This is a genomic window from Alteromonas sp. C1M14, assembly GCF_018860965.1.
Classification (GTDB): domain Bacteria; phylum Pseudomonadota; class Gammaproteobacteria; order Enterobacterales; family Alteromonadaceae; genus Alteromonas.
This window is the reverse complement of sequence record NZ_JAHKQF010000002.1, coordinates 1-26033: the sequence shown is the minus strand read 5'-3', so window position 1 is coordinate 26033 and position 26033 is coordinate 1. Positions and strand designations below refer to the sequence as shown.

The following is a 26033-nucleotide window of genomic DNA, read 5'->3' as shown; positions in this document are numbered from 1 at the left end:
AAAACACTGTAATTAATACAGTGCTAACTCATATACATCCCACCATTTACATGGATCGTTTCACCTGTAATGTAAGCGGCTCCTTCACTTACCAGAAAAGAAACGGTAGCAGCAATCTCTTTGGGATCGCCCAGCCGGTTTGCTGGAATATCCTTAAAGATCGCCTCTCGTTGGTCATCTGTCAATGCTTTCGTCATATCCGTATCAATAAACCCCGGTGCCACAACGTTAATTGTAATACCCCGAGAAGCCACTTCTCTGGCCATCGACTTAGAAAAGCCGATAACACCCGCTTTTGCTGCAGCATAGTTAGCTTGACCGGCGTTCCCTGCACTTCCGACCACAGAGCCCACATTCACAATGCGACCACAACGTTTTTTCATCATGCCCCGAAGCACCGCTTTGGATAATGTGAAAATAGACGTTAAGTTAGTATCGATAATATCCTGCCATTCGTCGTCTTTCATACGCATTAACAGGTTATCACGGGTAATTCCCGCGTTATTGATAAGAATATCAATGGCACCAAATTCCTCAGTGATTGATTTTATCACACTTTCCACCGATGCTTTATCTGTAACGTTAAGCATCAGGCCTTTTCCACCTTTATCGGCAAGATAATCCGAGATGGCGGCGGCACCTTTTTCACTTGTGGCAGTGCCAATGACTGTGGCACCTTGTTCTGCCAACGTTTCGGCAACCGCTTTACCAATGCCGCGACTAGCGCCACTGACTAAAGCAATTTTTCCAGTTAATTGAGTCATGGTATTCCTAATTCACGCTTCAACAATGCTAGCAACAGAATCCGGCGTATTTACCGCCACACTGGCTAACGATTTATCTATTCGTTTTGTCAGGCCACTGAGTACTTTCCCAGGCCCAACTTCAATAATTTTATCTACCCCTTGTGCGGCCAAGAACTCAACGGTTTTTGTCCACTGTACAGGGCAATATAGCTGTCTGACCAACGCGTCTTTAATGGCGCCAGGCTCTTGCTCTATTTTCACGTCAACGTTATTAATAACGCTTAAGTTCGGTGATGATAGGGTGATATTGGCTAACGCATCATCTAATTGGTCAGCAGCGGGACGCATAAGTTCACAATGAGACGGTACACTGACCGAAAGCGGTAAGGCCCTTTTTGCGCCCGCCTCTTTACATGCCGCAGCGGCTTGCTCAGTGGCCAGCTTTTCACCGGCGATAACCACTTGTCCGGGGGAGTTATAATTTACCGGCGACACTACATCGCCAGTGGCGATGGCAGTTTGCTGGCAACATTCAGCAATGGTTTTATCATCTAAACCGATGATGGCATACATGGCACCCGCACCGGCAGGTACTGCCTGTTGCATAAATTGGCCACGGGCTTCTACCAACTTAACGGCATCAGGGAACGATAAAACGCCCGCACATACCAGAGCAGAATACTCGCCCAAGCTATGCCCAGCTAAATAATCAACCTCTACCCCTTTTGACTGCAAAATTCGCCAAACCGCAACGCTAGCGGTTAAAAGTGCGGGTTGAGTGATATGAGTTTCGTTTAATTTACCGTCTTCGTCCTGCTGGACCAAAGCCCATAAATCGTAACCCAGAACCTCTGAAGCTTCGGCAAATGTGTCCGCAACTTCGTTATATGACTCGGCCAGTTCTTTCAACATACCGACAGATTGTGACCCCTGTCCGGGAAATACACAGGCTGTTCGACTCATACTGTTTCCTTATTATTATCATAAAGCCGCCTTTTGACGGCGTAGATTTAATATCTTACCAACGCTGAAGCCCAAGCGAAACCGCCACCAAAGGCTTCAAGTAATAAGTTTTGCCCCCGCTTAATGCGGCCATCTCTAATGGCGGTATCTAACGCAGTGGGAACGGTAGCGGCAGAGGTATTACCGTACTTTTCTAAGGTAATCACCACCTGATCCAACGACATATCTAGTTTTTTAGCAGTCGCTTTTATTATACGAAAGTTAGCTTGATGCGGCACCAACCAATCAAGGTCAGACTTAGCCATATTATTGGCCTTTAATGTTTCAAGCACCGTTTCAGAAAGCTTGGTTACGGCAACTTTAAATACTTCATTACCTTTCATCACACCCCAATTTTCATGAACAGAGGCTTCATCACCTCGGGTGGGATTACCCACGGCAAGTAAATCGCCATAAGAACCCGCCGCATGAATGTGTGTGGACAATATACCTGGCTCTTCGCTAGCCTCGATAATAGTGGCGCCGGCTCCATCACCGAATAAAATCACCATGGAGCGGTCTTTTGGATCAACCAAACGGCTAAGGCAATCGCTACCAATAACAAGCACCCGTTTAACCATACCGGTTTTAATATACTGGTCTGCCACGCTTAGCGCATAACAATAGCCGGCACAGGCGGCCGCCACATCAAAGGCGGGAATACCATCTAAACCGAGTAAACCTTGTATTTCACAGGCAGTACTAGGAAGGGAATGTCTGCCACTGGTTGTGGCACAAACAATCATATCGATGGATTTTGGATCTATTTCAGCAGCCTCTATGGCATGACGACTTGCTTCTGCGCCCATGGTCGCGGCTGTTTCGTCTTTACCGATAATACGGCGCTCTCTAATACCGGTACGATCCGTGATCCATTCATCACTGGTATCGACCATAAGTTCAAGATCGGCATTGGTACGCACCTCGCTAGGATAGTAACTGCCCGTCCCGATAATTCGTGAATAATTGCTCAAAGCTGCTCCAACAAAACCGTTTCTATTTTGCTTTTAATTTTTTCCGGAATACCCATTCGTGCTTCTAGCATCGCCTGATGAATTGCATAATAGAATGCATCGGCGGAGGCGTTTCCGTGACTCTTGATTACAATGCCGCGCAATCCTAACAGACTCGCCCCATTATACTGGTCGGGGTTCACTCTGTTGTAAATGCTTTTTAGAAGCGGCAACGCTATTCTGGCCATTATACGGGTTAAAAGGTTCACTTGTGATTGGCGCTTAACTTCAAAAATAACAAGTTTAGCCAAACCTTCGGTGGATTTTAAGGCAATGTTACCCGTAAAACCGTCTGTGACTACCACATCGGCACAATCGGTGAAGATGTCATCACCTTCCACGTAACCTATGTAATTGATCGCGTCGGCCTTGCGAAACAATTGATCGGCTATTTTAACTTGTGCATTGCCTTTGATGTCTTCTTCACCCACATTTAGCAAGGCTACTCGCGGGCGTTCAATACCGGAAACTTGTGCCGCCAATACACTGCCCATAACCCCATATTGAAACAGGGTTTCAGAGGTACAATTCACATTCGCGCCCAGATCAAGTAAGAACACTTTATGTTGGCTCGCGGTGGGCATGGCTGATACTAAAGCCGGTCTATCTACCCCTGGCAAAGTTTTTAATAAATAATAGGCCATGGCCAAAAGCGCACCTGTATTACCGGCACTCACACAAGCATCAGCATCGTGGGATGCAACCAGCTCGATACTTCGTCGCATGGATGAACGCTTTTTATTACGTAGCGCAAAAGCAGGGGCATCTCCCATATCCACCACTTCTTCACAATGAGACACACTTACACGCGCCCGCTGTTCAGGAAGCAGATCATTAAGTGCGGTTTCGATAATTTGACTATCGCCACACAAAATAAATTTGAAATCGGGATGTTGCCGAATGGCTTTTAGGGTAGCGGAAAGGATAACAGGGGGACCATGATCGCCCCCCATGATATCTAACGCAATGGTTAGTTTAGACAAAATATTGTCACCTACAGCAATTAGCGGGCGATAACTTTTTTGCCTTTGTAATAACCATCTGCGGTTACGTGATGACGACGGTGTGATTCACCTGACGTTGAATCGACAGACAAAGTCGCGCCTGTCAATGCATCGTGTGAACGACGCATACCACGCTTAGAGCGCGTTTTACGATTTTGTTGTACTGCCATAACTTACTCCTGGTCTCGCTTAAGTTCTTTCAAAACCGCGAAAGGGTTTGGTCGCTCATTCTCCGGGTCAATTTTTCCAAATGTCATATCGTCTTTACTCACATTACAATCCTCCTCTGCATGAAGGGCTACAATGGGTAGAGAGATAATCAATTCGTCTTCAAAAATCTGAAGTAAATTAACTTCTCCATGGTCGTTGACCTCAACCGGTTCATAAGCTTCGGGTAGCGCTTCGTCATCCTCTGATAATCCCTGCACTGGACTAAAAAAGAAATCACTATGAAGCGGGCGAGTTAACTCACCATTACACCGCTGACAGATTAGTGTTACGTGTGTGTCAAGATGACCGTGAAAAACAGTAAGACCCTGCGCGTCTTTTTCAAACTGTACTTCTACGTTCACCCATTCATCACAACGGACTACAGCTTCATTCAGCCTATCCAGATCCTTACTACTAATCACTCCCCGATAATCGGAGCGTTTCATAGCACTTTTGGCCGGATCGACGGTATGAGGTATTTTCACTTTCTGCATAGGGCGCGCATAATATAGATTTGGCCCCTACCTGTCAAAGTAATAATTGCAATTGTGCGACTTTTAATCGTGAAAGTTCGCTCAACAGCAGATAATTACTTGTACCCTAAGCGCGGCAACGTACAATTGCTTCCTTACGACCATCCTTAACTAAAGAAAGTTCTATGCAATCTTATCCGTTTATTCTTGCCAGCTCTTCATCTTACCGACTAAAACAATTGTCGACCTTAGGTATTCAGGCAAAAGCAATCGCACCAGAAATAAACGAGACCCCGTTAACTGGCGAGTCGCCACAACATCTGTCAGAACGATTGGCGCAGGAAAAAGCCGAAAAAATTGCCAGTCAATATCCCAATCATATTATTATCGCCGGCGACCAAGTGGCCTCTGTAACAGACAAGACAGGCAAGCAGATTTTATTAGGTAAGCCTCATACCTTTGAGGCTGCGGTCTCCCAATTGTCTTTGTGTAGCGGCCAGCATGTGACATTTCACTCTGCCTTGAGTGTAATGTGTTATGCAAAAGGGAAACAAATTACCTCTAGTGAAGTTACAGACGTTTGGTTCAATACACTAACGGCCCAGCATATTAGCGCCTACCTTGAATGCGAAGAACCCTACGACTGTGCCGGCAGCTTTAAATCCGAAGGTAAAGGCATTTTGCTATTTCAACGTATTTCGTCCCGGGACCCTAATGCCTTAATTGGTGTACCTTGCCTGTTATTACGAGACATGCTGGAGGCGTTTGGGGTGGACTTATTGCTGCTGGCTACTCGCAGCTCCGAGTAAAAAGCGTTCTAGTTCATACACACTGTGTACGAGTGCCACTGGGGCAAAACGTTCTAGATGTACTTGGCCGTGCACACCATAGGAAACCCCTATTCTGTCGATTCCCGCATCACGGGCCATCTGCATATCAAAGGTGGTGTCTCCCACCATGACTGCCTCTTCCGGTGACACCTTTGCCTCGGCTAATAGTTGTAAAATCATATCCGGCGAGGGTTTGGATTCAGCATCATCTGCCGTCCGTGAGTAGGTAAAATAGGCGCGGGTTTGGGTGTTATCCCACGCCCGTTCTAACCCTCTGCGGGCTTTTCCTGTCGCCACGGCAAGGATCCGATTGTCGTCCCCTAAGGCCGTTAATAAATCATGCACACCAGGAAATAATGGACTTGGCGTTTGATCCTGCTGCAAAAACACCGTTTTATATGCCTCTACGAGCTTGTCTGTTAACGTGTCGTCGGTAATCTGAAACAGGGTTTGGATTGCTGGACGCAAACTAATGCCAATGATTTGACCCACTTGCTCGAAAGTGGGAACGCCCACATCACAACGTTTTGCCGCCAACTGCATACAGTGTGCAATTTTGGCCGCAGAATCCATCAAGGTGCCGTCCCAATCGAAAATAACAAACTTATATACTTTCATCTAACTGCTTTAATGTATGGGTGAGTTGCCTATCAAGGGGCGCTTGAAACCGTATCGGCTCTTCTGTACCCGGATGAATAAATTGAATGCTTGCTGCATGTAAAAATAAACGCTTCAGGCCAAGCGCCTTCATTCGTTCGTCGAAAGCTAATTCGCCGTACTTCGTATCACACGCAATAGGATGACCAGCATGCAAGCAATGAACTCGGATCTGATGGGTGCGACCCGTAATCGGAGACGCTTCCACTAAAGTGGCACCTTTATATTGTTGCAAAATACGGTATCGGGTTTCAGAAGGTTTGCCGCTATCGCTTACGCTGACAAGACGCTCACCGGATTGTAATACATTCTTTTGCAATGGCGCTTTCACTTTAAAGCGATTCTTTGGCCACTCCCCTGCCACCAAGGCTTGATACCGTTTATCCATTTTCCCATCGCGAAGTTGCGCATGAAGATGGCGCAAGGCAGAACGTTTCTTGGCGATTAAAATACACCCTGAGGTGTCCCTATCCAGTCGATGCACCAGTTCCATAAAATTAGCATCTGGACGTAACGCCCTTAAACCTTCAATCAAGCCAAAACTAAGTCCACTGCCACCGTGCACTGCTGTGCCCGAAGGTTTATTAATCACCAGCAAGCGTTCATCTTCATATAAAATGCAATGTTCTAACTCGGCAACCTTTTCCAGCTTTGGATTTGGGGTGTCTTTTTCCTCTGCAACTCGCACCGGCGGAATACGAACCATATCCTCAGGCTTAAGCTTATAATCTGGCTTCACCCTACCTTTATTTACCCGTACTTCGCCTTTTCGCAAAATCCGATAGATCATGCTTTTGGGCACGCCTTTTAGCTGCGTACGTAAAAAATTGTCAATGCGCTGCCCCGCTATATCAGCGTCAACGGTAAGAAAACGAACTTTATGTTGGATATCATCTTTCATGGCTGGCAGTATACCTGAACTCTTTTTTTAACGGTAAAGCAAATTTTGAAAATATAAGTTCTACCCCGTTTTAAATAGAAGAATATAAATTCTTTACCTTCTTATTCGGCTTTTTAATAGATTATCATCATAAAAAGCGGCTTTTAATAAGAAACGGCTATATCTTTTCTTGCCATGGTTCACGGAAAGGTGAGATAATGAAATCTGATTTTGCCGCCAGACATTGCAGCAAAATCCGGTTCGAACTTAAAATCAAGAACCAACAATGTTGTGTGGGAACATGCTATTCATGTTTTACCGTTTATATCGGCAGCACAAAAGCCTTTAGAACGAAGCACAGAATTTACTGAAAAAATAAAGTTCGCCGTTTAGCAAAACAGAATTAATTTGACCTTCATCCTCCGATTCTATGAGGGTGAACAGAATAGATAGATTAAGGGCCCGTCGTTCCCGACACCCGTAAAGTATCACGCCGGCAATAATAGAAATCTGGCACTGGGTAATACGACTGTACAACAAATCCCGTACACAGCCGTGAGGCTGGGTGATGAGTGTTTGCACGCGTCATTTTGATTTTGTGTCTAAACGGCTGTATTAAACAGAGTTAGATACAATGAAAAGAATGTTAATAAACGCAACTCAACAAGAAGAGTTGCGCGTTGCCCTGGTTGACGGGCAGCGTTTGTATGATCTTGATATTGAAAGTCCTGGACACGAGCAAAAGAAGGCTAACATCTACAAGGGTAAAATTACCCGCGTCGAACCTAGCCTTGAGGCTGCTTTTGTCGATTACGGTGCAGACCGTCACGGCTTCCTCCCTCTCAAAGAAATTGCTCGCACTTATTTCCCAAAAGGCTACAAATTTGAAGGCCGTCCAAACATTAAGGACGTCATCAAAGAAGGCCAAGAAGTCATTGTTCAAATCGACAAGGAAGAACGGGGTCAAAAAGGCGCTGCATTAACCACTTTCTTGTCTTTGGCCGGTAGCTATCTTGTACTTATGCCAAATAACCCTCGTGCTGGTGGTATTTCCCGCCGTATCGAAGGTGATGAAAGAAACGACTTGAAAGACGCCCTATCCCGTCTTACTTTGCCAGATGGCATGGGTCTTATTGTTCGTACTGCGGGTGTTGGAAAATCCTTCGAAGAACTTGAATGGGATCTCAAAGTACTGTTAAAGCATTGGGACGCCATTTCAGATGTGGCTGAAAAACGTGCCGCTCCGTTCCTAATTCATCAGGAAAGCAACGTCATTGTGCGTGCTATTCGTGATTACCTTCGCCGTGATATTGGTGAGATCCTAATCGATAAAACCAGTATTTACGAAGAAGCACTTCAACATATTGAACTGGTTCGCCCTGATTTTGCCAGTCGGGTGAAGCTGTACAAAGGTGATGTTCCCTTATTTAGCCATTATCAAATTGAAAGCCAAATTGAATCGGCTTTCCAACGAGAAGTGCGTCTACCTTCTGGTGGTTCTATTGTTATTGATCCTACCGAAGCCTTAACGTCTATAGACATTAACTCGGCGAGAGCGACAAAAGGCGGCGATATTGAAGAAACCGCCTTCAATACTAACCTTGAAGCGGCGGATGAAATTGCTCGTCAGTTACGTCTTCGGGACCTTGGTGGTCTTGTAGTTATCGATTTTATTGATATGACACCGGTTCGCCATCAACGTGAAGTTGAAAACCGCATGAAAGAAGCGGTTCGTACTGATCGTGCCCGTGTGCAACTAGGACGCATTTCCCGCTTTGGTTTATTGGAAATGTCGCGCCAACGTTTACGTCCATCATTGGGTGAATCAGCGCACCACGTTTGTCCTCGTTGCTCTGGTCACGGTACTATTCGTGGCACCGAATCTCTGGCCTTGTCCATACTACGTATTATTGAAGAAGAAAGTATTAAGGATAATACAGGGCAAATTGAAGCCCAGTTGCCGGTTCCTGTTGCCACATACCTGTTAAATGAAAAACGCAAATCCATTGCTGTTATTGAAAAAAGACACAATGTATCGCTGTTATTGATCCCCAACCCTCACCTAGACACGCCTCACTATGAAGTCAGTCGTCGTCGTCCTGATGAAGTGGTTGCAGATGCAAGCTATAACGTTTCACTTACGGAAGTAGACGAAGGGGAGTCTTATCAACCCACCACGCCTCCACCTAAACGTGAAGAACCTGCACTAAAAGGTTTGGTTGCGCCAACCCAGGCACCGCCAACCAGTGTTTCTACTCCCGCACCGAAAAAGAAAGAGCAACAAGCTCCTAAAGCTAGCAATAATCTATTTACTAAGCTTGGGCAATGGATCTCTTCTATATTAGGCAGCGAAGAAGAAGCCGAAACGCCGGCCAAACCTGAACGTAAAGAGACCCACCCTAGACAGTCCCGCGACAACAGAAATAGAAAGCCGCGGAACCATCGAAACAAGCGCGGAAGAAACGCTGACGCAACGGGGACTGAGAAGGACAAGGACGAGCAAAAACCCGTACAGAAAAGACAAGATGACAAGCGTAGTCGTCCTAAAAGTCGTCGTAAGCCTCAGGAAGAGAGAAACGACAAGCCTCAAAAACAGGTTGAAAAATCGGTTGAGAAGCCCGTTGACGACCAGCAACAAGATACGGATAACGCAAAACCTGCACGTAAGAAACAGCTTGCAGAACGCCGTAAACGCAGAGACAAGCGCAGAAGTGTACGTGTTAAGCAGGAAACCCAGGATACTCTAGTAACATCTGCAACGCCTGTAACGGCACAAGATGAGCCTGAAAAATCTGCAGTCACAACCACGACCAATGAAACTGTTGTCGCCGCACCGGTTACTCCGTCTGCAGATGATACCCCACAGGTATCTCAGAGCAACGATGTTGAAACAAATCACGTTGAGTCCTCTGACGACCAAAAAGACAATGGTCAAAAGCGTGAAGCCCGTGGGCGTTCAAGACGTTCACCTCGTCATGTACGTGCTGCTGGCCAGCGCCGTAAAAAAGAGCAGGATCACGGTGTAGAAGACACCAACAGTGACAGCGCAGTTAATTCTCAGCAGGATCTTGCAAGTCAACCTGTTACTGAAAACACGCCATTGGTTAATGAAGATAATGGCTCTGTATCAGCAACAGAGACTCCTGCCGCGGAGCCTAAAGCGCCAGAGGCCGTTAAACCTGCTCCAGAAAAAACGGATGTAGCACAAGAAAATGCAGTACAAGATGAACTGCAATTTGATGCTCAGCCAGAGGAAAAGGTGGAACAAGCCCCGCAAAGCGAGTCATCTTCGGTGGATAGCGAAGAGCAAACAGCTTCTGTGAAGACTGAAGAAACCGCGCCTCAACAGGTAGAAATTAATCTAACTGAAGAAGCACAGCAAGCGCCGGTTACAGCAACGGAAGTAGAGCCTGTACCTGAAGAGCAGGTAGTAACTGACACGCCAGAGGTTGAAGTGACAGCGGCTAAAGAAGACGTTGCGGCAAAAACCGATGAGACACCCGCAACCAAAACCACTGACGTTGCGCCAGAGGCGCCAGCACCTGTTAGTACCCGCAGTTTAGGGACGAAGCATGCTTCTTTCCCAATGGCACTGCCTGCAACTGTAGAGGCCACCTTTAGAGATGCGCCTGCCACAGCAAAAGCGGATAGCGCCAGACCAGCACTGGTCATTTCAGGGAAAACGGCATCAACTAAACAAGCCAGTTCTTCGGCGTCAGCACCGGCCACCTTGCCAGGTGAAAGCGCTTCGCAACCGGCGGTTGACACCGTAGAAGAAGACGCCTAGTACTTTTTACCTTAGGTAAAATGAAATCAAAGCCGTACGTAAGTACGGCTTTTTTATAAGCGCAAATATGACTCAAGCTATTTCACCTCAACTCATTGATTGGCTAGAAGCCTTATGCAAGGTTAAGGTTGCCACTAGCACCCTAATTCAACCTTTGTGGAGCAATTACGGCGCCTGTTTTCGTGTCACCACAACCCAAGGTCATCGCTGGGTAGTAAAAGCCGTGCTTTATACCGAGCAACACCAACACCCTAAGGGCTGGCAATCCAGTCACAGCCACGAACGTAAGCGCCACTCCTTTGTGGTTGAACACTATTTTTATCAATACCTTCAGCCAAAAACCTCCCCCTTTTGCTATTGTCCGGTACTTATTGCTAGTGACACCAAGGAAAATGGTCACATACTGGTGCTTGAGGATCTGGTTGACCTGGGGTTCACACAAACCTCGCCCAGCCTGACCGTTGACAATGCAGTTTGTGTTATTAAATGGTTGGCAGCCTTTCATGCTAGGTTTGTCGGATATAACGATGATAACGTATGGCAAGAAGGAACCTATTGGCATTTAGCCACCCGACAAGATGAATGGCGGGCCATGGCCCCAAGTCGGCTAAAAGATGCTGCCCATTCTATGGCTAACACATTGGCTGCCTGTCCCTACCAAACCCTTTTACACGGCGACGCAAAAGTGGCGAACTTTTGCTTTACCCCGGCGATGAACAAGTGTGCCGCGGTGGATTTTCAATACACTGGACATGGCGTCGGCGTAAAAGATCTTGCCTACTTTATTGGCAGCGCTTTAAGTGAAGAAGATCAGGCGCACTATACCGAGTATTGTTTAAACCTGTATTTCTCGGCCTTAGCTACCCACTTAAGCTCGACATTAGATAAAGAAGAAATACGTACTTTGGTCAGCCAGTGGCGACAGTTATATCCCATCGCCTGCGCAGATTTTCATCGCTTTCTAGCCGGTTGGAGCCCTGAACACTGGAAGATAAACAATCACCTACGAGGGCTGTCTGAGCAAGTATTAAACAGCCTTAATTAACGCTGTTTAGTCGTGCCACCTTAGGTGAACCACTATCCCACGGCAACCAACTAAGCATCATTTTCAAGCTTTCTTGGATTTGGCGGTTATCTTGACACAAATACCCATATACCCGTATGCCGAAAATGGCCATCATTACTGCTGTAGCGTAAGACTCACTGTTAACCTCACCATAGGCTTGAGCAATAAACCGCTGATATATTTTTTTGCTTTCTTCAAGATGTGCGGACGCACACTGGGCTAAGTTGGGCGCAGTAGCGGACAATTCTAATTGGGTTTTCACCAGAAAACAGCTGACGTATTGTTTATCATGAATATGTGTGACCATATTGGTCAATAAGGCGACGATACCTTCCCCAACCCCCATTTCCATGGCGTTGGTTAGCTTTTGTTGGCTTAACGCTGCATATTTATCCAAACTAGCAATATACAGCGCCTCTTTATTACCAAAAGCATGATAAACGCTGCCCGGCTTTAGTCCCGTAGATTGGGTAATGTCATGCATGGATGTGCCATAGTAGCCTTGTCGCCAAAATAGCTGCATGGTTTTGTTCAGCACGTTATCTTCATTGAATTGTCTTAACGCCATGGGAGGATCTTTTTCTTGCGAGAAACGGGTTCTTTTTTAATGGGATGCTCAATATTACCACGTTCCCAGGAAAGCGGGGAGATTTTGAATGAGTGTTCAAAATAAGTTTGTAACCCAGCGCTTTTTACCTTACCATTTTGAACAATCATTCAAAATCTAAGGTACTGCATGAAAAACTTATTAGTTGCGTTTATTCTGAGTCTAGCAATACAACACGGATCCGCATTTGCTGAAGACTCAGCACCATCGCTAACCGCGCCTAAAGTCATTTTCTTCGACGTAAACGAAACCCTGCTTGATCTCACCGCAATGAAAGAGTCGGTGGGCGAAGCCCTAAATGGCCGTCGGGATTTATTGCCTTTATGGTTCTCTACCATGCTTCACCACTCGTTAGTCGATTCTACAACTCAACGTTTTCATACATTTGGTGAAATTGGCGTAGCGGCGTTATTAATGGTGGCAGAGATAGAAGGTATCCCCTTAACTCAAAAGCAAGCCAAAGAAGCCATCGTCACACCACTTCGTAGCCTTCCTCCTCATCCAGATGTTCGCGCCGGATTACAAAAATTAAAAGACAAAGGCTACACCCTAGTCAGTCTCACTAACTCCTCGAATAAAGGGGTGTATACCCAATTTAAGAATGCTGACTTATTGTCATTTTTTGACCAACGATTAAGTGTAGAAGACATAAAAAAATATAAGCCTGATCTGGCAACTTACGCGTGGGCGGCAAAACAAATGGGCATCGAACCTAAAGACGCTATGTTAGTTGCGGCCCACGGCTGGGATATTGCAGGCGCTAAGCAAGCCGGTTGGCAAGCCGTGTTTATTCAACGACCAGGTAAAGTGCTTTACCCTCTAGCACTTGAACCAAACGTTGTAATTAAGCAACTCACCACACTGGCCGACATGCTACCTTAAAAAAGAAAGGATCAGCCTTTGCTGATCCTTCCCTTCTCCTAGCAAGATGGCAAACAAGGCTCATAAATTTAACAAGATACTGTTAATGGCGCCGCCACCTACAATTAAAAAGACAAAGAGTACGGCACCTAGCAATAGTGGTTTATAACCTGCTTGCGTGACCACAGACACGTGAGTTTTAAGCCCCAATGCGACCATCGCCATTGTTAGACATAATGTATCTAGCGCCATCAACCCACGTTCAATTTGCTCAGGGATGACCATCAATGAGTTTGCGCCGATAACCAATAAAAAATACAAGGCAAACCAAGGCATATGGCGTAACGAAATGCCATTGTTAGTTCCATGGTCATGGTTGGTAGTGTGCTTATTGGGGCACAATGCCAAAACAACTAAAAACGGCGCCAGTAATATCACGCGTAGCATTTTTTCTAATACCGCTTGCTGTGCACTTTCTGGTCCAATCGCGGTACCGGCTGCCACCACTTGCGCCACTTCATGTATTGTAGAGCCGATGAAAACGCCAAAATCCGTTGCAGATACATCGATATACGGCCAAATCATGGGGTATAGAAACATACTGGCCGTGCCAAAGATAACCACGGTCGACACCGCAATAACCACAGTTTCACTTTTCGCTTTGATGACAGGTGCGGTGGCAAGAATAGCCGCTGCCCCACAAATCGCAGAGCCGGTGCCCACGAGTAAACTGGTTTGATAATCCAGCTTCAAAATAACCCGTCCTACCACCAAAGACAGACACAAAACACTAACGATAATACACAGGTCGATGGCCAATCCCCGCCACCCTAACGACAACACTTCGCCATAAGTAAAATGCAATCCAAACAAGATCACGCCCAGTTTTAACAGCCGTGATTTTGCAAAATCCACGCCGCTATCAAGCACGGGGTCATATTTGCGTCCCACCACATTAATAACCGCGATCCCAAGAACAATGCCAATGGTTAACGGGCTCACACCTACAGTCTGAACCGCCTCGATTTGCCCTAATAATACCGAAAGAGCTGCAAGTAAAAATACGCTAGCGATACCCGGCAACATTGGGTGATTGACAAAACGGTTTACTCGAATAGGTTTTTCCATGATTACTGCCTTAGGAATGAACGGGTTACTGGAAAATTACGCCCAATTCATGTATAACTCAAATTGTCTTTTTTCATAATTTCATAACCTAAAATAATACTATGAACCTTAATAGTCTTCGTGTTTTTTACCATGTGGCCACCAAACGCAGCTTTTCTTTGGCTGCACAATCCCTGTTTATTACCCAGCCTGCGGTATCGAAATCTATTCGGGAGCTAGAAAATCAAACAGGACTTGCATTACTTGAGCGTGCCGCCAAAGGAAAGGTCATTCGGCTTACCGAGCCAGGACAGGTTTTATATGCCCATGCTAAAGAAGTTTTTGCCATCGAAAAAGCGGCGGAAGAAGCATTAAAAGCTAGAGCGGGATTAACGCAAGGTAAACTTACACTGGGCGCTAGCAGTACCGTAGCGAATTATTGGCTCACTCAATATATGGCTGAGTTTACCCGCCAACATCCTGATATTTCACTTGAGTTAATAGTGGGTAATTCAGCCGATGTGGAAAACGCATTGGCTCATTGTCATATTGATATCGGCTTTATCGAAGGGGAATGTACCAGACCAGATATTCATGCCAAAAACTGGCTAAACGAGCCTATGGTTTTGATTAATGCAGCTAAAACAAATTGGACGAGCATATCGGCTCAGCAATTAAATAATGCCACCTGGTTATTACGGGAACGTGGCTCAGGCACCCGTAGCGTAGTAGATAACTACTTTTTGCAACACGGCCTCAAACCACAAAATTCCATTATTTTTGGCTCAAACGAATCCATCGTTAATGGTGTCGCCAATGGGCTTGGCATTGCCATTGTGCCCCAGGTGGTGGCAGAAAGTCTTATCAAAATTGGACAAATAACCCCGCTGACGGTTCCACCACAGTGGTTACCAAAGGTTAGGCCCTTATTCAGCCTAACCTTTAAGGGCCGCCCTTTATCGCCTTCAGCGACATCTTTTCTAGCCCAAATACAGGGTAAAACAAACAATCAAGACTAGGATTGTTGGCGTTACCAGGTAAGATCGTCAGGTATTTCGTAATCGGCGTACCAGTCGTCTTCTTCCTGTTGTTTACCCTCGTTGTCACTGGTGTCTAAATCAGCTCGATAAACAATACTTGCCTCATCACGCTGGGCAATTTTATCTGCAACTGGCGCCGGCACCAGTTCATAGGCCTCATCAAGAACAACCACCACTAAACGCCCTTTGGTGACCTGCCGATGCATATCAGCAGAAACATAAAGTCGTTTAACTAAGTTATCATGGGTAAAATTAAGTACCGTATCGCCCTTGCGTACCTGCTTATTCATTTCAATAAGTTGGCGCACTTGTGCCACAATAGAGCGCTCTTCCCGGGCACGTTGTTGTGCTTCGTTGAGCGCCCGATCACGAGACTTTTTCTCTTCTGCAGCCTGGGTGGCCGCTAAACGGGCCTCGTCTACTTCAACCTGCTTATTTTTATTCTTTAACTTTTGTTTTTTACGCTTTTCGGCGCGGGCTTTTTTAGCCGATGACTTATCTGCCAAGCCCGCTTTTAATAATTGATCTTGTAACGATGCCATGACTTACCTATTTCTTTTTCTTGTCTTGGGTTACCCATTTGCCGCCTTCGTACCAGGCAGACCAACCCGTTGACTTGCCATTCTCGTTTTCCGACATCACATACTGTTGCTTAGTCTTCCGACTGTAGCGCACAATGGCTGGATTTCCATCGGGATCTTTTTGCGGCGCGTCGGCAAGATAGTAGAATTTAGGCGATATTCTCTCCCTAAACCTAGCCAGTTCTTGCACTTTTGGCGCACGGGTTTCCCGAGACTTTGGAAAGTTATGGGCCGCGAGGAAAATACCAGAAGCCCCGTCTCTAAGCACAAAATGGGCATCAGACTTTTCACACTCCAGCTCTGGTAAATCCACCGGATCTTCTTTTGGTGGCGCAGCTTCTCCACTGCGTAAGAGCTTGCGAGTATTTTTACACGCTTCGTTGGTACAACCAAAGTATTTACCAAACCGCCCGTTCTTTAACTCCATGTCGCTGCCGCATTTATCACATTCGATAATTGGCCCGTCATAGCCTTTGATCTTAAAGGTGCCTTCCTCGACAAAGGTACCCGGACATGTGGGCGTATTACCACACACATGCAGCTTGCGCTTTTCATCCACCAAGTAGCTATCCATGGCGGTGCCGCAAATTTCACAGCGGCGTTTTGCCCGCAACGCTTCGGTCTCTAACTCTTCTTCATCATCCACCTTCACCACTTCATCGCCTGCGGTCAGGTTCATGGTATTGGTACAACGTTCTTTAGGCGGTAAATTGTAACCGGAACACCCCAAGAATACGCCGGTGGAGGCGGTACGAACATTCATTTCTCGCCCGCATTTTTCGCAGAAAATGCCGGAAGGCACCGCTTGATTTAAACGCATTCCCCCTTCTTCTGCGTCTTTCTCGGCGGTGAGCAACTTGCCATAAAAGTCTTGATAAAAGGCATCTAGCACCTGTTTCCAGTTTTTCTTACCTTCGGCGATATCATCAAGGTGTTGTTCCATGTTCGCCGTAAAATCGTAACTCATTAAATCGTCGAAGTTTTCCATCAGACGATCATTGACAATTTCACCCATTTTCTCAGCATAGAAACGCTTGTTTTCTAGCCGCACATAGCCGCGATCCTGAATGGTAGAAATGATGCTTGCATAGGTCGAAGGTCTTCCTATGCCCCGTTTTTCTAGCTCTTTTACCAGCGAAGCTTCGTTAAATCGTGCTACCGGCTTAGTAAAGTGTTGCTTAGGATCAAGCTGTTTAAGATTTAATGTGTCACCCTTTTGTACATCGGGTAACAACAGCTCTTCTTCGCCTTTTTTGCGAACCTGTGGCTGCACTTTTGTCCAACCATCAAATTTAAGAACCCGACCTTTAGCAACCAGTTCATAATCACCCGCTGCCACTTTTATGGTCGTAGCGTCATATTTGGCGTTTGTCATCTGACACGCTACAAACTGGCGCCAAATCAGCTCATACAGGCGCTGTGCGTCCCGCTCCATGTCTTTAAGCGATGCAGCCTGCACTATGACATTTGACGGGCGAATGGCTTCGTGAGCCTCCTGAGCGCCTTCTTTGCTGCCATAGCGGATCGGATCGCTAGGAAGATACTTACTACCGAAATTATCTTGGATATATCCCCGACACCCGTCTAATGCCTCTTGGCTCAGGTTGGTGGAGTCGGTTCTCATATAGGTAATGTGACCGGCTTCATACAACCGTTGCGCCATCATCATGGTCTTTTTAACCCCGAACCCTAAGCGTGTGCTGGCCGCTTGTTGTAACGTCGAGGTAATAAATGGCGCTGACGGTTTACTTTGGGTTGGCTTCGATTCTCGACTTTGAACGACAAAGTTACCGGCCTCTAGTTGGGCCAGCGCAGTATCGGTTTGTTGTTTGTTTTTGGGCTTAAAGGGTTTGTCTTTAAAGCGATTAACTAACATACGAAGCTGTTGTTGCTGCGCTGAAGTTAGATCCGCATGCACATCCCAGAACTCTTCAGGAACGAAGGCTTTAATTTCCCGTTCCCGCTCTACCACCAAGCGTACCGCTACAGATTGAACCCGACCCGCTGACAGGCCCCGGGCAATTTTCTTCCACAGCAAAGGCGACACCATAAAGCCCACCACCCGATCAAGAAAGCGGCGTGCTTGCTGAGCATTGACTCTGTCGGTGTTAAGTTCTCCGGGGTGCGAAAACGCATCCTGAATGGCATTTTTGGTGATCTCGTTAAACACTACCCGTTGATAGGTTTTATTTTTCTCGCCTAATAGCTCGCGCAAATGCCACGCAATGGCTTCTCCTTCACGGTCCAAATCCGTTGCGAGATAAACGGTGTCGGCATCCTTAGCCAGCTTTTTAAGCTCATTGACGACCTTTTCTTTGCCCTGCAACACTTGATAGTGAGCTTTCCAGTCGGCCTGAGGATCAACCCCCATACGATCAACCAGCTTGCGATATTCGTAATTACGTAAGTATTCCGCACGCGCTTCATCACTCAGCGTTTTCAGTTCTTTTGCGGGTTTTTTGGGCTCAACATTCCCTACCGCTTTTGTCGGCAAGTCGCGTACGTGGCCAACCGAAGATTTTACGATAAAATTCTTACCGAGATATTTATTTATCGTTTTCGCTTTTGCTGGAGACTCGACAATGACCAGTGATTTTGCCATAAATATTGATTAAACCTGTTCGTGATCAGAGACTTAAACTATCTCTAGGAAAATTAAAGAAAGGTAAAGACACCCATACCCCTCTTCTTTCTTTTTTTAACATATATCTATAAAGTGAATGGAAAACAAGATCTTCTTCATAGTTATTCTTCTCACGGGTTGTGAAACCACCACAAAGCGCTCGCATTTTAACCACTCACATTGGCAAGCGCATTAAAAACCGTATAATGCCGGCTAAGTAGCAGGGACATCCCCTCACCTTCACATTCTCCAGCCAGCTTTTATTTGGGTTAATTACTTATTTTCAAGCCATAGAATGTAGAACGGTCACCGAACAAAGTAAAAGAGGCAGAACATGCAGCAATTTGAAGTGAATTTTGACGGTCTAGTCGGGCCCACCCACAATTATGCTGGATTATCTGTGGGCAACGTTGCCTCACAAAGCAATGCAAACGCTGTCAGTAACCCCAAAGAAGCAGCAAAACAAGGCTTGGCAAAAATGAAAGCCCTTGCCGATATGGGCATGAAACAAGGCGTGCTTGCTCCTCAAGAAAGGCCTGATGTGGCGGCCTTACGTCGTTTGGGATTTACCGGGACCGATGCCAATGTAATTCAATCGGCGGCTAAGCAAGCACCACAAATATTCTTGGCTTGTTGCTCGGCATCGAGTATGTGGACGGCTAATGCTGCCACCGTGTCTCCCGGCGCGGATACTGCCGATGGACGCATTCATTTTACGCCGGCAAACCTGACCAATAAATTTCACCGTTCACTCGAACCTCAAGTAACGGGGAAAATACTCAAAGCCACCTTCGCCAATGAAAAATACTTCGCTCATCATACCCATTTGCCAGACAATGAACATTTCGGTGATGAAGGTGCGGCAAATCACACTCGCTTGTGTCGCAGTTACGGCAGTGCCGGTGTAGAACTTTTCGTTTACGGTCGAAGCGCATTTGATGTTCAAAAGCCAGCACCCAGTCGTTATCCTGCTAGACAAACTTTAGAAGCAAGCCAAGCCATCGCTAGACTGCATGGTCTGGATGATGACACAGTGGTGTACATTCAACAAAATCCCGATGTCATTGACCAAGGAGTGTTTCACAACGATGTGATCGCCGTGGGTAACCAAAATGTCCTGTTTTTCCACGAACAGGCATTTTTAAATACGCCGGTAGTGTTAGAGGAAATTCGCCGCAAGTTCGACGATCATCCTCTCCATTTCATCGAAGTCCCTACATCTCAAGTTTCTGTGCTTGATGCAGTCAGCACCTATTTGTTCAATACGCAAATTATCACCTTAAGCGACGATAATATGGCTATTATTGCGCCTTCAGAGTGTAAGGAAAATGCTGCCGTTTCTTCGTACCTCGACAGCCTTATTGGAATGAATACACCAATTAAAGAAGTGAAATTTTTTGATGTAAAACAAAGTATGCGAAATGGTGGCGGACCGGCTTGTTTACGTCTTCGTGTGGCGATGACAGAGCAAGAACTCAATGCCACAAATCCACGTACACTGATGAATGACATTCTGTTTGCTCGATTAAATCAGTGGGTAGAAAAACACTATCGAGACAGATTAAGTGAACAAGACTTAGCCGACCCCGCCTTACTTGATGAAAGCCGGTCCGCATTAGATGAACTGACCCAAATTATGAAATTAGGCTCGATCTACCCATTTCAGGAAAGTGAACTGTAATTCATAGACGTTTATTTTTGACGCAAAAAAAAGGGGGACATTATGTCCCCCTACTTTTTATTTACTTCAAAACTAGTCAGTCGATGAGCAATCCATAAAGGCCGTGCCGAAAGGACTAGACTGTGGCTGTAAGCTTTCGTTTGCGACATCCTCAGCTGCAATACCAAATAGGTATTCCATACTCGCGCTGGCTTCACTGCCGGTAGATTGGGCAAAAACAGCAATTTCCGCTTCGTAGAAAGCCGCGTATTCACGAGGATAACGCAGTTCTAACGTAGCCTGGCCATTTTCGTCAGTGGTGGTCACGCCATCTTGAAATGATAGTGACCCTACAATACCAGGGGTTAAAAAGGTATCGTTGTTGTTATCTTCGCCTAAATCTAAAATACCATTGGCGTTAATATCTTCGTTATCACATACCGAGGTATACCCGTACACGATTTCTTCTTCACCATCACTGTCTTCCACGATATAACCCACCACCCAGTTTGGATCCACCCACACCCAATAGCCTTTGTAATACTGGCCACCATTGGTGTATTTAACGGGCGTTAGGGATGCGGTAAGTTCAACCCCTTCAATAGGCTGACCCACAGCGTCTGTTACAAATACCGCAAACTCTTTTAAGTAGGTTGTGGTATCCGGTTTAGAAATTTCATTTCCCGTACCAATAGAGACATCAAAGGCCCTATTACCAACCGTTAAGGTAACACTATCGGTGACTGCGGTGTCGTCTAGCACACTGGCAGTGATCACCACCGCATCTTCGCTGGTAACCGCCGCGGAGGTAAACACGGTAGAAGCGATACCACTGCTGTTAGTGGTGGATTGAGACGGCGAAATAGTCCCTGTACTGGTGTCATCCACCGTAAAGCTTACCACCTTGTCTTTGACTAAGTTGCCAGCCGGATCTCTCACCACAGCAGTGATGGTGCTGGTTTGGCCATCTGGGCCAATTTGATCTGGTGATGCATCGGCATACAAGCTATCGGCAACCGTGGCAACAAATTCCACTACTACGGTGGCAGTGACGCTATTACCATCGCTGTCGACACCTGTTGCCGTAATGGTTGAAACGCCAGCGTTGGTCGAAGCAATATCGAAGCTGATTTCACCGTTACCATCCGTGAAACCGGACTCATCCCCATCGCGAATATCCCCCCGTGACGCGGTAAATGTTACCTCGCCGGCAGGGAATGGTACGTTATCTTTTTTCCACGTTAACGTTAATGTGGCGTAATCCCCGTCTTCATAGTCATTATCTGGGGCAACATCAATGTAGTCGTCAGGCACCGTGGTAAAGGCAAACTCGTCCTCTTGCACTGTTACCGTAAACTGAGACTCAACCCCTAGGGCAGCAGCAGTAATAGTAGCGACACCTGACTCAGTGGCGGTAAAGGTTACCGTATCTTGACCTTCCGTACCGGTATTCGCGGTTGTAGTACTTAACTCACCTAATGAGGTTGTTAAATCCACGTCTTGATTGGTAAGGTTATTCCCATCAGAATCTTGCACTCTAATAGTCAGCTCGGTGGAATCATTTATCGTAATGGCAGTAGCACCATTGATGGTCACTTCTGTGCCCACGACTTCAAAGGTTACGCTAGCCACTTCATCGCCAGCCGTTGCGGTAATAGTCACTTCTCTTTGTGACGCATCATTTAACGTGGTGACATAAGCCGTGGCAGTCCCATTTTCCAATGTTTCATCATCCACCTGCTGAATTTCAACATTGTCGTTAATGGAAGCAGAAAACGACACTTCCACCCCTTCCATCAAATTACTTTGGGCATTTTTAACCACCGCAATTAATTCAATTTCATCAGAGCCACTAGAGGCTAACTGTAAAGAACTGGCATACAACTCAACTTTTGCCGGTTCTTCACTTACCACCGCCGTCCCCGCTGACGTAAAGGTAGTAGTACCTGTGGTGCCATCTGGCAAGGTGGCCGTTATCTGGCCATCGCCAGCAGATGTTCCCACGGTTAACCCAATGGACGCCTGACCTGAATCATCAGTTCTTGCTGTGCCCGTATCATTACTAAAATTGGCTAATTCATCGTTAGATAGGGTGAAAGTGACAAGGGTATCCGCTAGCGCTGCCCCCTCATCGTCTGTTACCGTTACTACGATGTTTAAAGGGTTATCCGTCGCAAGATCTCGGTCAGTCTCATTATTCTGGTTTACGACGGATAAAGAAACCGTGTAAGTTGAATCAGATGAATCATCTGAGCCAGTGCTGGTATCCGAATCGCGTTCAAGCGAATCACCACCTCCACAGGCAAATAATAAGAACAGCATACTGAACAGTGTCAGAGACTTGGAAAGTGTTTTCATAGTTGTCTTCCTGGACCTCTAGTAATTGGCATTATTGAAATATTTCTGATTTCAATTTGTTATGATTCTGGCACACTAATGCTAAAACAAAATCAAAAAACAATGTTGTTTAGGAAACTTACATGTCTCAATCTTCAAAAAAGCTTAGCCTTACCGCCAGAATCTTTATCGGCATGGGAGCCGGAATCATTACAGGCGGATTACTTCAGCTTTTGTTCGATGATAGCGGAGATTTACTATTTTCGGTATTCGGGTTTAATTTTTCCACGTATGGGATTCTCGTAGAAGGTATATTCTCCACCATTGGACAGATTTTCATTAACAGTTTGAAAATGCTGGTTGTTCCTCTGGTATTTGTATCACTCGTTTGTGGTACATGCAGCTTAACCGACCCAAGTAAACTGGGCCGGCTCGGCGCAAAATCCATTTCTTTGTATATTCTCACAACGGCTATAGCCGTAACACTGGCCATTAGTTTTGGCTTACTTGTCGCCCCAGGTAATGGCGTTTCTATTCCCACAGACGCCAGTTTTGTGGCCAAAGAAGCACCATCCTTAGCCCAAGTGATTATTAACATGTTCCCCACCAATCCCATCAAAGCCATGGCCGAAGGAAATATGTTACAAATTATTATTTTCGCTGTGCTATTCGGTGTTTCTATGGCGATGACGGGGGAAGCAGGTAAGCGTTTAGGCAATATTTTTGAAGATATTAACGTCATCATTATGCGCCTTGTTACCATCATTATGAATTTAGCCCCTTACGGTGTTTTCGTTTTAATGGCGAAGTTATTTAGCACCATCGGCGCGGAAATGTTGGGCAGCTTAGCCAAGTACTTCTTCCTCGTTTTGTTTGTGTTGATTTTACACGGGCTGGTCACTTACTCACTGTTACTAAAAGGTTTTACAGGTTTAAACCCCTTACTCATGCTAGAAAAAATGCGTGATGCCTGTTTGTTCGCCTTTACCACCTCAAGCAGTAGTGCAACCTTACCGGTTACAATGGAAACAGCGCGAAACAAGTTGGGCGTAGGTAAATCTGTCTCATCTTTCACTCTGCCTTTAGGCGCGACCATAAACATGGATGGCACAGCCATCATGCAAGGGGTAGCCACCGTATTTATTGCCCAGGTGTATGGCGTTGATTTAAGCCTTGGCGACTATGTCATGGTGGTACTTACAGCCACACTGGCATCCGTGGGTACTGCAGGCGTGCCAGGTGTCGGCCTTATCATGCTTGCCATGGTATTACAGCAGGTCAATTTGCCGGTGGAAGGGATCGCGCTCATCATTGGCGTCGACCGGTTATTAGATATGACTCGTACAGCGGTGAATATCACCGGGGACTGCATGGTTTCGTGCATTGTTGCCAAAAGCGAAGGGGAATTGGATGAGGCCGTTTTCAACGACCCCAATGCAGGAGCAAAAGAAGAAACTGTTGATTTCGAGCATTTCGACCGGAATCAATAACAGCGATACCCCGCCCCAGCTAACGGTTAATCGCCTTAGCTGGGGACACTTTTACCGCCTGACTTGCCGGATACCAGGTTGCCAATACACACAGAACAAAGGCCACGCTAACGGTCACGATAACATCTTGCCATTGCAGCTGAGACGGTAAAAAATCGATAAAGTAAATATCACCGGATAACAATGTTAAACCGGTAAACGATTCCAACGCCTTCACAATGGCCGATAAATTCGGTGCCACAAGCACCGCTGCGCCTGTCCCCACCACAATGCCTAAAATACCGTTAATCAACCCTTGCAGCATAAAGGTTCGGCGGATCAGACTATCACTCGCTCCCATGGTTTTTAAAATTGCAATGGCGCTGTGTTTTTCTCGCACAGCCATCACTAGGGTAGAGACAATATTAAAACACGCCACCGCAATCACCAGTGTTAACGCGATATACACCACGGCGCGCACTAATTTAATGTCGTTATATAGATGTCCCTGGGTACGTGTCCAATTTGAGATATAAACCGCTTGTGGAAATTCATAGCCAATACTTCGCATTGTCTCGTAGGCTGAATAGGGATCTTTTAACGTAAAGCGCAGCCCTTGGGCTCCTGTGGTTATACCTGTCTCTTGTGATGCTTTTGACAAATGCATAAAGGCGAGGTAATTGTCCATTTCACCGCCTACCTGAAGTCGCCCAGCAACGGTAAGGGTCATCAAATGTGGAGCTTTAAAGGTCAGATCTTCTGTGGCAGTAGGAATGAGTACCTGTATACGCTCACCCACTTCAATACCGAGCTTTTTAATGATCCCCTGCCCCAAAAGCACTTCATCGTCTTCAGTGGTAAACCGCTGCCAATCCTCAGCAGACACCTGATCACGCCATTTATCGTGTTTGGCATCATTAACGGTTAATCCCGTTAACTCTATGGCTTTTAGCGCCCCTTTATGCTGCAACATGCCGGTGATTTTTGTATAGGGTTCGACCTGTTTAATGCGGGGATCTTTTTCAAGCCTCAGGATTTCCTTGTCCCATTGCTCTATGCCGTCGTTAACCGCATATAATTCACCATGGGGGATAACCGCGAGAATTCGATTGAGCAACTCCCGTTCAAAACCATTCATAATCGACAGCAACACAATTAGGACAAAACAGCCTAAGCCGATGCCTAATGTTGAAGAAAATGAAATAAACGATATATAGCCATTTCGTTGTTTACCCTGTCGAAAGCGCACGCCCAGTGTCCAAGCTAAATTCACAATTAGCTCCCTTCTGTCATAAGTAAACCGTTCTTAATACGTAGGGTACGATGCATTTTTTGGGCTAAACGATTATCGTGGGTAACAACCACAAAACTGGTGCCAAAACGATGGCTCAAATCAGACAACAGTTGGTAAACCTGTTCACCGGTTTTATCGTCTAAATTGCCTGTCGGTTCATCTGCTAATACCAGCGTAGGGCGTGTAACAAGCGCTCGGGCGATGGCCACCCGCTGACGCTCACCGCCAGAAAGGGCTGACGGTTTATGATCCACACGATGTGCTAACCCCACCTGTTCGAGAATATCGGCAGCGGCAGCCGTCGCCGTTTTTTTTGTCTCACCTCTTATCAGCAACGGCATAGCGGCATTTTCCAACGCGCTAAACTCGGGTAACAGATGATGAAATTGATAAATAAAGCCGATATGTTGATTGCGTAAAGCGGCTAACTGACGGCTTTTCATCGACGTGATGCTTTGCCCTTTAAACCACACTTCGCCTTCAGAAGGCGTATCTAAGCCGCCGAGAATATGCAACAGAGTGCTTTTCCCTGAACCCGAGCTACCTAAAATAGCCACATGCTCAGACGGATTAACAGTAAGGGAGACATTTGATAAAACTGCAGTTTGGTTTTCACCATCGTGATACGTTTTTGACACGTTACGACATGCTAAAACTTCATCCATTATATTAGCGCTTCTAGTTATGATTTCTACCAGAATGGATAATATCGTGAAGTCACAGCCACACCAAGGAGTAGGCGTTAAAAGATGGAAATATCGAGTTAATGGCGGAGCGGACGGGACT

The 26033-nt window shown here is 46.1% G+C and carries 22 protein-coding genes; 7 read left to right on the top strand and 15 right to left on the bottom strand.

Going from position 1 to position 26033, the window contains the following annotated elements; translation table 11 throughout:
• Window positions 1–23 precede the first annotated feature (23 nt).
• Genes fabG through yceD form a run of 6 tightly spaced genes read right to left on the bottom strand, consistent with a single transcriptional unit; the run spans window position 24 to window position 4469 of the window.
• Window positions 24–764 carry a 3-oxoacyl-ACP reductase FabG gene (gene fabG, locus KO501_RS00605; RefSeq protein WP_216027711.1) on the bottom strand — a complete coding sequence of 247 codons (741 nt, stop codon included), beginning with the start codon at window positions 762–764 and terminating at the stop codon, window positions 24–26.
• A 12-nt stretch (window positions 765–776) separates the two neighbouring features.
• Window positions 777–1709, bottom strand: a complete 933-nt coding sequence (gene fabD, locus KO501_RS00600; protein WP_216027710.1) for an ACP S-malonyltransferase — start codon at window positions 1707–1709, stop codon at window positions 777–779.
• Between the two features lie 47 nt (window positions 1710–1756).
• A complete protein-coding gene (locus KO501_RS00595) occupies window positions 1757–2722 on the bottom strand; it encodes a beta-ketoacyl-ACP synthase III (protein ID WP_216027709.1) in 966 nt (321 codons plus the stop codon).
• Window positions 2719–3744 carry a phosphate acyltransferase PlsX gene (gene plsX, locus KO501_RS00590; RefSeq protein ID WP_216027708.1) on the bottom strand — a complete coding sequence of 342 codons (1026 nt, stop codon included), beginning with the start codon at window positions 3742–3744 and terminating at the stop codon, window positions 2719–2721. Before plsX ends, KO501_RS00595 begins: the two co-directional genes overlap by 4 nt.
• Window positions 3745–3764: 20 nt before the next feature.
• Entirely contained in the window at window positions 3765–3935 is a 171-nt protein-coding gene (rpmF, locus tag KO501_RS00585) for a 50S ribosomal protein L32 (protein ID WP_216027707.1), read from the bottom strand.
• A 3-nt stretch (window positions 3936–3938) separates the two neighbouring features.
• On the bottom strand, window positions 3939–4469 hold the full coding sequence (yceD, locus tag KO501_RS00580) for a 23S rRNA accumulation protein YceD (RefSeq protein WP_216027706.1): 531 nt from the start codon (window positions 4467–4469) through the stop codon (window positions 3939–3941).
• 164 nt (window positions 4470–4633) lie between these two features.
• On the opposite strand from yceD, the gene KO501_RS00575 reads away from it, so the two are divergent.
• A complete protein-coding gene (locus KO501_RS00575; protein WP_216027705.1) occupies window positions 4634–5257 on the top strand; it encodes a Maf family nucleotide pyrophosphatase in 624 nt (207 codons plus the stop codon).
• Here the strand turns inward: KO501_RS00575 and KO501_RS00570 are convergent.
• Together KO501_RS00570 and rluC are read right to left on the bottom strand one after the other, a co-directional pair.
• Window positions 5225–5896 carry an HAD-IA family hydrolase gene (locus tag KO501_RS00570; protein ID WP_216027704.1) on the bottom strand — a complete coding sequence of 224 codons (672 nt, stop codon included), beginning with the start codon at window positions 5894–5896 and terminating at the stop codon, window positions 5225–5227. The two genes, KO501_RS00575 and KO501_RS00570, sit on opposite strands and share 33 nt — an antisense overlap.
• Window positions 5883–6836: a 23S rRNA pseudouridine(955/2504/2580) synthase RluC gene (rluC, locus tag KO501_RS00565; protein ID WP_216027703.1), complete on the bottom strand. Its 954-nt coding sequence runs from the start codon at window positions 6834–6836 to the stop codon at window positions 5883–5885. The genes KO501_RS00570 and rluC overlap by 14 nt, the downstream gene beginning before the upstream one ends.
• Window positions 6837–7449: 613 nt before the next feature.
• Between rluC and rne the strand changes: the two genes are divergently transcribed.
• Together rne and KO501_RS00555 are read left to right on the top strand one after the other, a co-directional pair.
• On the top strand, window positions 7450–10602 hold the full coding sequence (rne, locus tag KO501_RS00560) for a ribonuclease E (protein WP_216027702.1): 3153 nt from the start codon (window positions 7450–7452) through the stop codon (window positions 10600–10602).
• A gap of 67 nt (window positions 10603–10669) precedes the next feature.
• On the top strand, window positions 10670–11647 hold the full coding sequence (locus KO501_RS00555) for a phosphotransferase (protein ID WP_216027701.1): 978 nt from the start codon (window positions 10670–10672) through the stop codon (window positions 11645–11647).
• On the opposite strand, the gene KO501_RS00550 is transcribed toward KO501_RS00555, so the two are convergent.
• Window positions 11640–12236, bottom strand: a complete 597-nt coding sequence (locus KO501_RS00550; protein ID WP_216027700.1) for a TetR/AcrR family transcriptional regulator — start codon at window positions 12234–12236, stop codon at window positions 11640–11642. The two genes, KO501_RS00555 and KO501_RS00550, sit on opposite strands and share 8 nt — an antisense overlap.
• A gap of 168 nt (window positions 12237–12404) precedes the next feature.
• On the opposite strand from KO501_RS00550, the gene KO501_RS00545 reads away from it, so the two are divergent.
• Window positions 12405–13157, top strand: a complete 753-nt coding sequence (locus KO501_RS00545; protein ID WP_216027699.1) for a haloacid dehalogenase type II — start codon at window positions 12405–12407, stop codon at window positions 13155–13157.
• Between the two features lie 60 nt (window positions 13158–13217).
• Here the strand turns inward: KO501_RS00545 and KO501_RS00540 are convergent, their stop codons facing one another.
• Window positions 13218–14264, bottom strand: a complete 1047-nt coding sequence (locus tag KO501_RS00540) for a YeiH family protein (protein ID WP_216027698.1) — start codon at window positions 14262–14264, stop codon at window positions 13218–13220.
• A gap of 101 nt (window positions 14265–14365) precedes the next feature.
• On the opposite strand from KO501_RS00540, the gene KO501_RS00535 reads away from it, so the two are divergent.
• On the top strand, window positions 14366–15262 hold the full coding sequence (locus KO501_RS00535; RefSeq protein WP_216027697.1) for a LysR family transcriptional regulator: 897 nt from the start codon (window positions 14366–14368) through the stop codon (window positions 15260–15262).
• Between the two features lie 11 nt (window positions 15263–15273).
• Here KO501_RS00535 and KO501_RS00530 read toward each other — a convergent pair whose 3' ends face one another.
• Window positions 15274–15825 carry a DUF2058 domain-containing protein gene (locus KO501_RS00530; RefSeq protein ID WP_216027696.1) on the bottom strand — a complete coding sequence of 184 codons (552 nt, stop codon included), beginning with the start codon at window positions 15823–15825 and terminating at the stop codon, window positions 15274–15276.
• A gap of 7 nt (window positions 15826–15832) precedes the next feature.
• Window positions 15833–18466, bottom strand: a complete 2634-nt coding sequence (topA, locus tag KO501_RS00525) for a type I DNA topoisomerase (RefSeq protein ID WP_216027695.1) — start codon at window positions 18464–18466, stop codon at window positions 15833–15835.
• Window positions 18467–18821: 355 nt separating this feature from the next.
• Here topA and astB point away from each other — a divergent pair, with 355 nt between their 5' ends.
• Complete coding sequence (gene astB / locus KO501_RS00520) at window positions 18822–20168, top strand: N-succinylarginine dihydrolase (protein WP_216027694.1); 1347 nt, start codon at window positions 18822–18824, stop codon at window positions 20166–20168.
• A 72-nt stretch (window positions 20169–20240) separates the two neighbouring features.
• Here astB and KO501_RS00515 read toward each other — a convergent pair whose 3' ends face one another.
• On the bottom strand, window positions 20241–22505 hold the full coding sequence (locus KO501_RS00515) for an Ig-like domain-containing protein (RefSeq protein ID WP_216027693.1): 2265 nt from the start codon (window positions 22503–22505) through the stop codon (window positions 20241–20243).
• A 122-nt stretch (window positions 22506–22627) separates the two neighbouring features.
• Here KO501_RS00515 and KO501_RS00510 point away from each other — a divergent pair, with 122 nt between their 5' ends.
• Entirely contained in the window at window positions 22628–23974 is a 1347-nt protein-coding gene (locus KO501_RS00510) for a dicarboxylate/amino acid:cation symporter (RefSeq protein ID WP_216027692.1), read from the top strand.
• Window positions 23975–23993: 19 nt separating this feature from the next.
• Here the strand turns inward: KO501_RS00510 and lolE are convergent, their stop codons facing one another.
• Together lolE and lolD are read right to left on the bottom strand one after the other, a co-directional pair.
• On the bottom strand, window positions 23994–25226 hold the full coding sequence (gene lolE / locus KO501_RS00505) for a lipoprotein-releasing ABC transporter permease subunit LolE (RefSeq protein WP_216027691.1): 1233 nt from the start codon (window positions 25224–25226) through the stop codon (window positions 23994–23996).
• Between the two features lie 2 nt (window positions 25227–25228).
• Window positions 25229–25912: a lipoprotein-releasing ABC transporter ATP-binding protein LolD gene (gene lolD / locus KO501_RS00500; protein WP_216027690.1), complete on the bottom strand. Its 684-nt coding sequence runs from the start codon at window positions 25910–25912 to the stop codon at window positions 25229–25231.
• Window positions 25913–26033: the final 121 nt, after the last annotated feature.

Coding starts and splice junctions, on each gene's coding strand:
- KO501_RS00575 (WP_216027705.1), top strand. CDS start 4,634: ATGCAATCTTATCCGTTTATTCTTGCCAGCTCTTCATCTTACCGACTA.
- lolD (WP_216027690.1), bottom strand. CDS start 25,912: ATGGATGAAGTTTTAGCATGTCGTAACGTGTCAAAAACGTATCACGAT.
- KO501_RS00550 (WP_216027700.1), bottom strand. CDS start 12,236: ATGGCGTTAAGACAATTCAATGAAGATAACGTGCTGAACAAAACCATG.
- rluC (WP_216027703.1), bottom strand. CDS start 6,836: ATGAAAGATGATATCCAACATAAAGTTCGTTTTCTTACCGTTGACGCT.
- KO501_RS00535 (WP_216027697.1), top strand. CDS start 14,366: ATGAACCTTAATAGTCTTCGTGTTTTTTACCATGTGGCCACCAAACGC.
- fabD (WP_216027710.1), bottom strand. CDS start 1,709: ATGAGTCGAACAGCCTGTGTATTTCCCGGACAGGGGTCACAATCTGTC.
- astB (WP_216027694.1), top strand. CDS start 18,822: ATGCAGCAATTTGAAGTGAATTTTGACGGTCTAGTCGGGCCCACCCAC.
- yceD (WP_216027706.1), bottom strand. CDS start 4,469: ATGCAGAAAGTGAAAATACCTCATACCGTCGATCCGGCCAAAAGTGCT.
- rne (WP_216027702.1), top strand. CDS start 7,450: ATGAAAAGAATGTTAATAAACGCAACTCAACAAGAAGAGTTGCGCGTT.
- KO501_RS00540 (WP_216027698.1), bottom strand. CDS start 14,264: ATGGAAAAACCTATTCGAGTAAACCGTTTTGTCAATCACCCAATGTTG.
- KO501_RS00555 (WP_216027701.1), top strand. CDS start 10,670: ATGACTCAAGCTATTTCACCTCAACTCATTGATTGGCTAGAAGCCTTA.
- rpmF (WP_216027707.1), bottom strand. CDS start 3,935: ATGGCAGTACAACAAAATCGTAAAACGCGCTCTAAGCGTGGTATGCGT.
- fabG (WP_216027711.1), bottom strand. CDS start 764: ATGACTCAATTAACTGGAAAAATTGCTTTAGTCAGTGGCGCTAGTCGC.
- KO501_RS00510 (WP_216027692.1), top strand. CDS start 22,628: ATGTCTCAATCTTCAAAAAAGCTTAGCCTTACCGCCAGAATCTTTATC.
- KO501_RS00515 (WP_216027693.1), bottom strand. CDS start 22,505: ATGAAAACACTTTCCAAGTCTCTGACACTGTTCAGTATGCTGTTCTTA.
- KO501_RS00545 (WP_216027699.1), top strand. CDS start 12,405: ATGAAAAACTTATTAGTTGCGTTTATTCTGAGTCTAGCAATACAACAC.
- KO501_RS00570 (WP_216027704.1), bottom strand. CDS start 5,896: ATGAAAGTATATAAGTTTGTTATTTTCGATTGGGACGGCACCTTGATG.
- topA (WP_216027695.1), bottom strand. CDS start 18,466: ATGGCAAAATCACTGGTCATTGTCGAGTCTCCAGCAAAAGCGAAAACG.
- KO501_RS00530 (WP_216027696.1), bottom strand. CDS start 15,825: ATGGCATCGTTACAAGATCAATTATTAAAAGCGGGCTTGGCAGATAAG.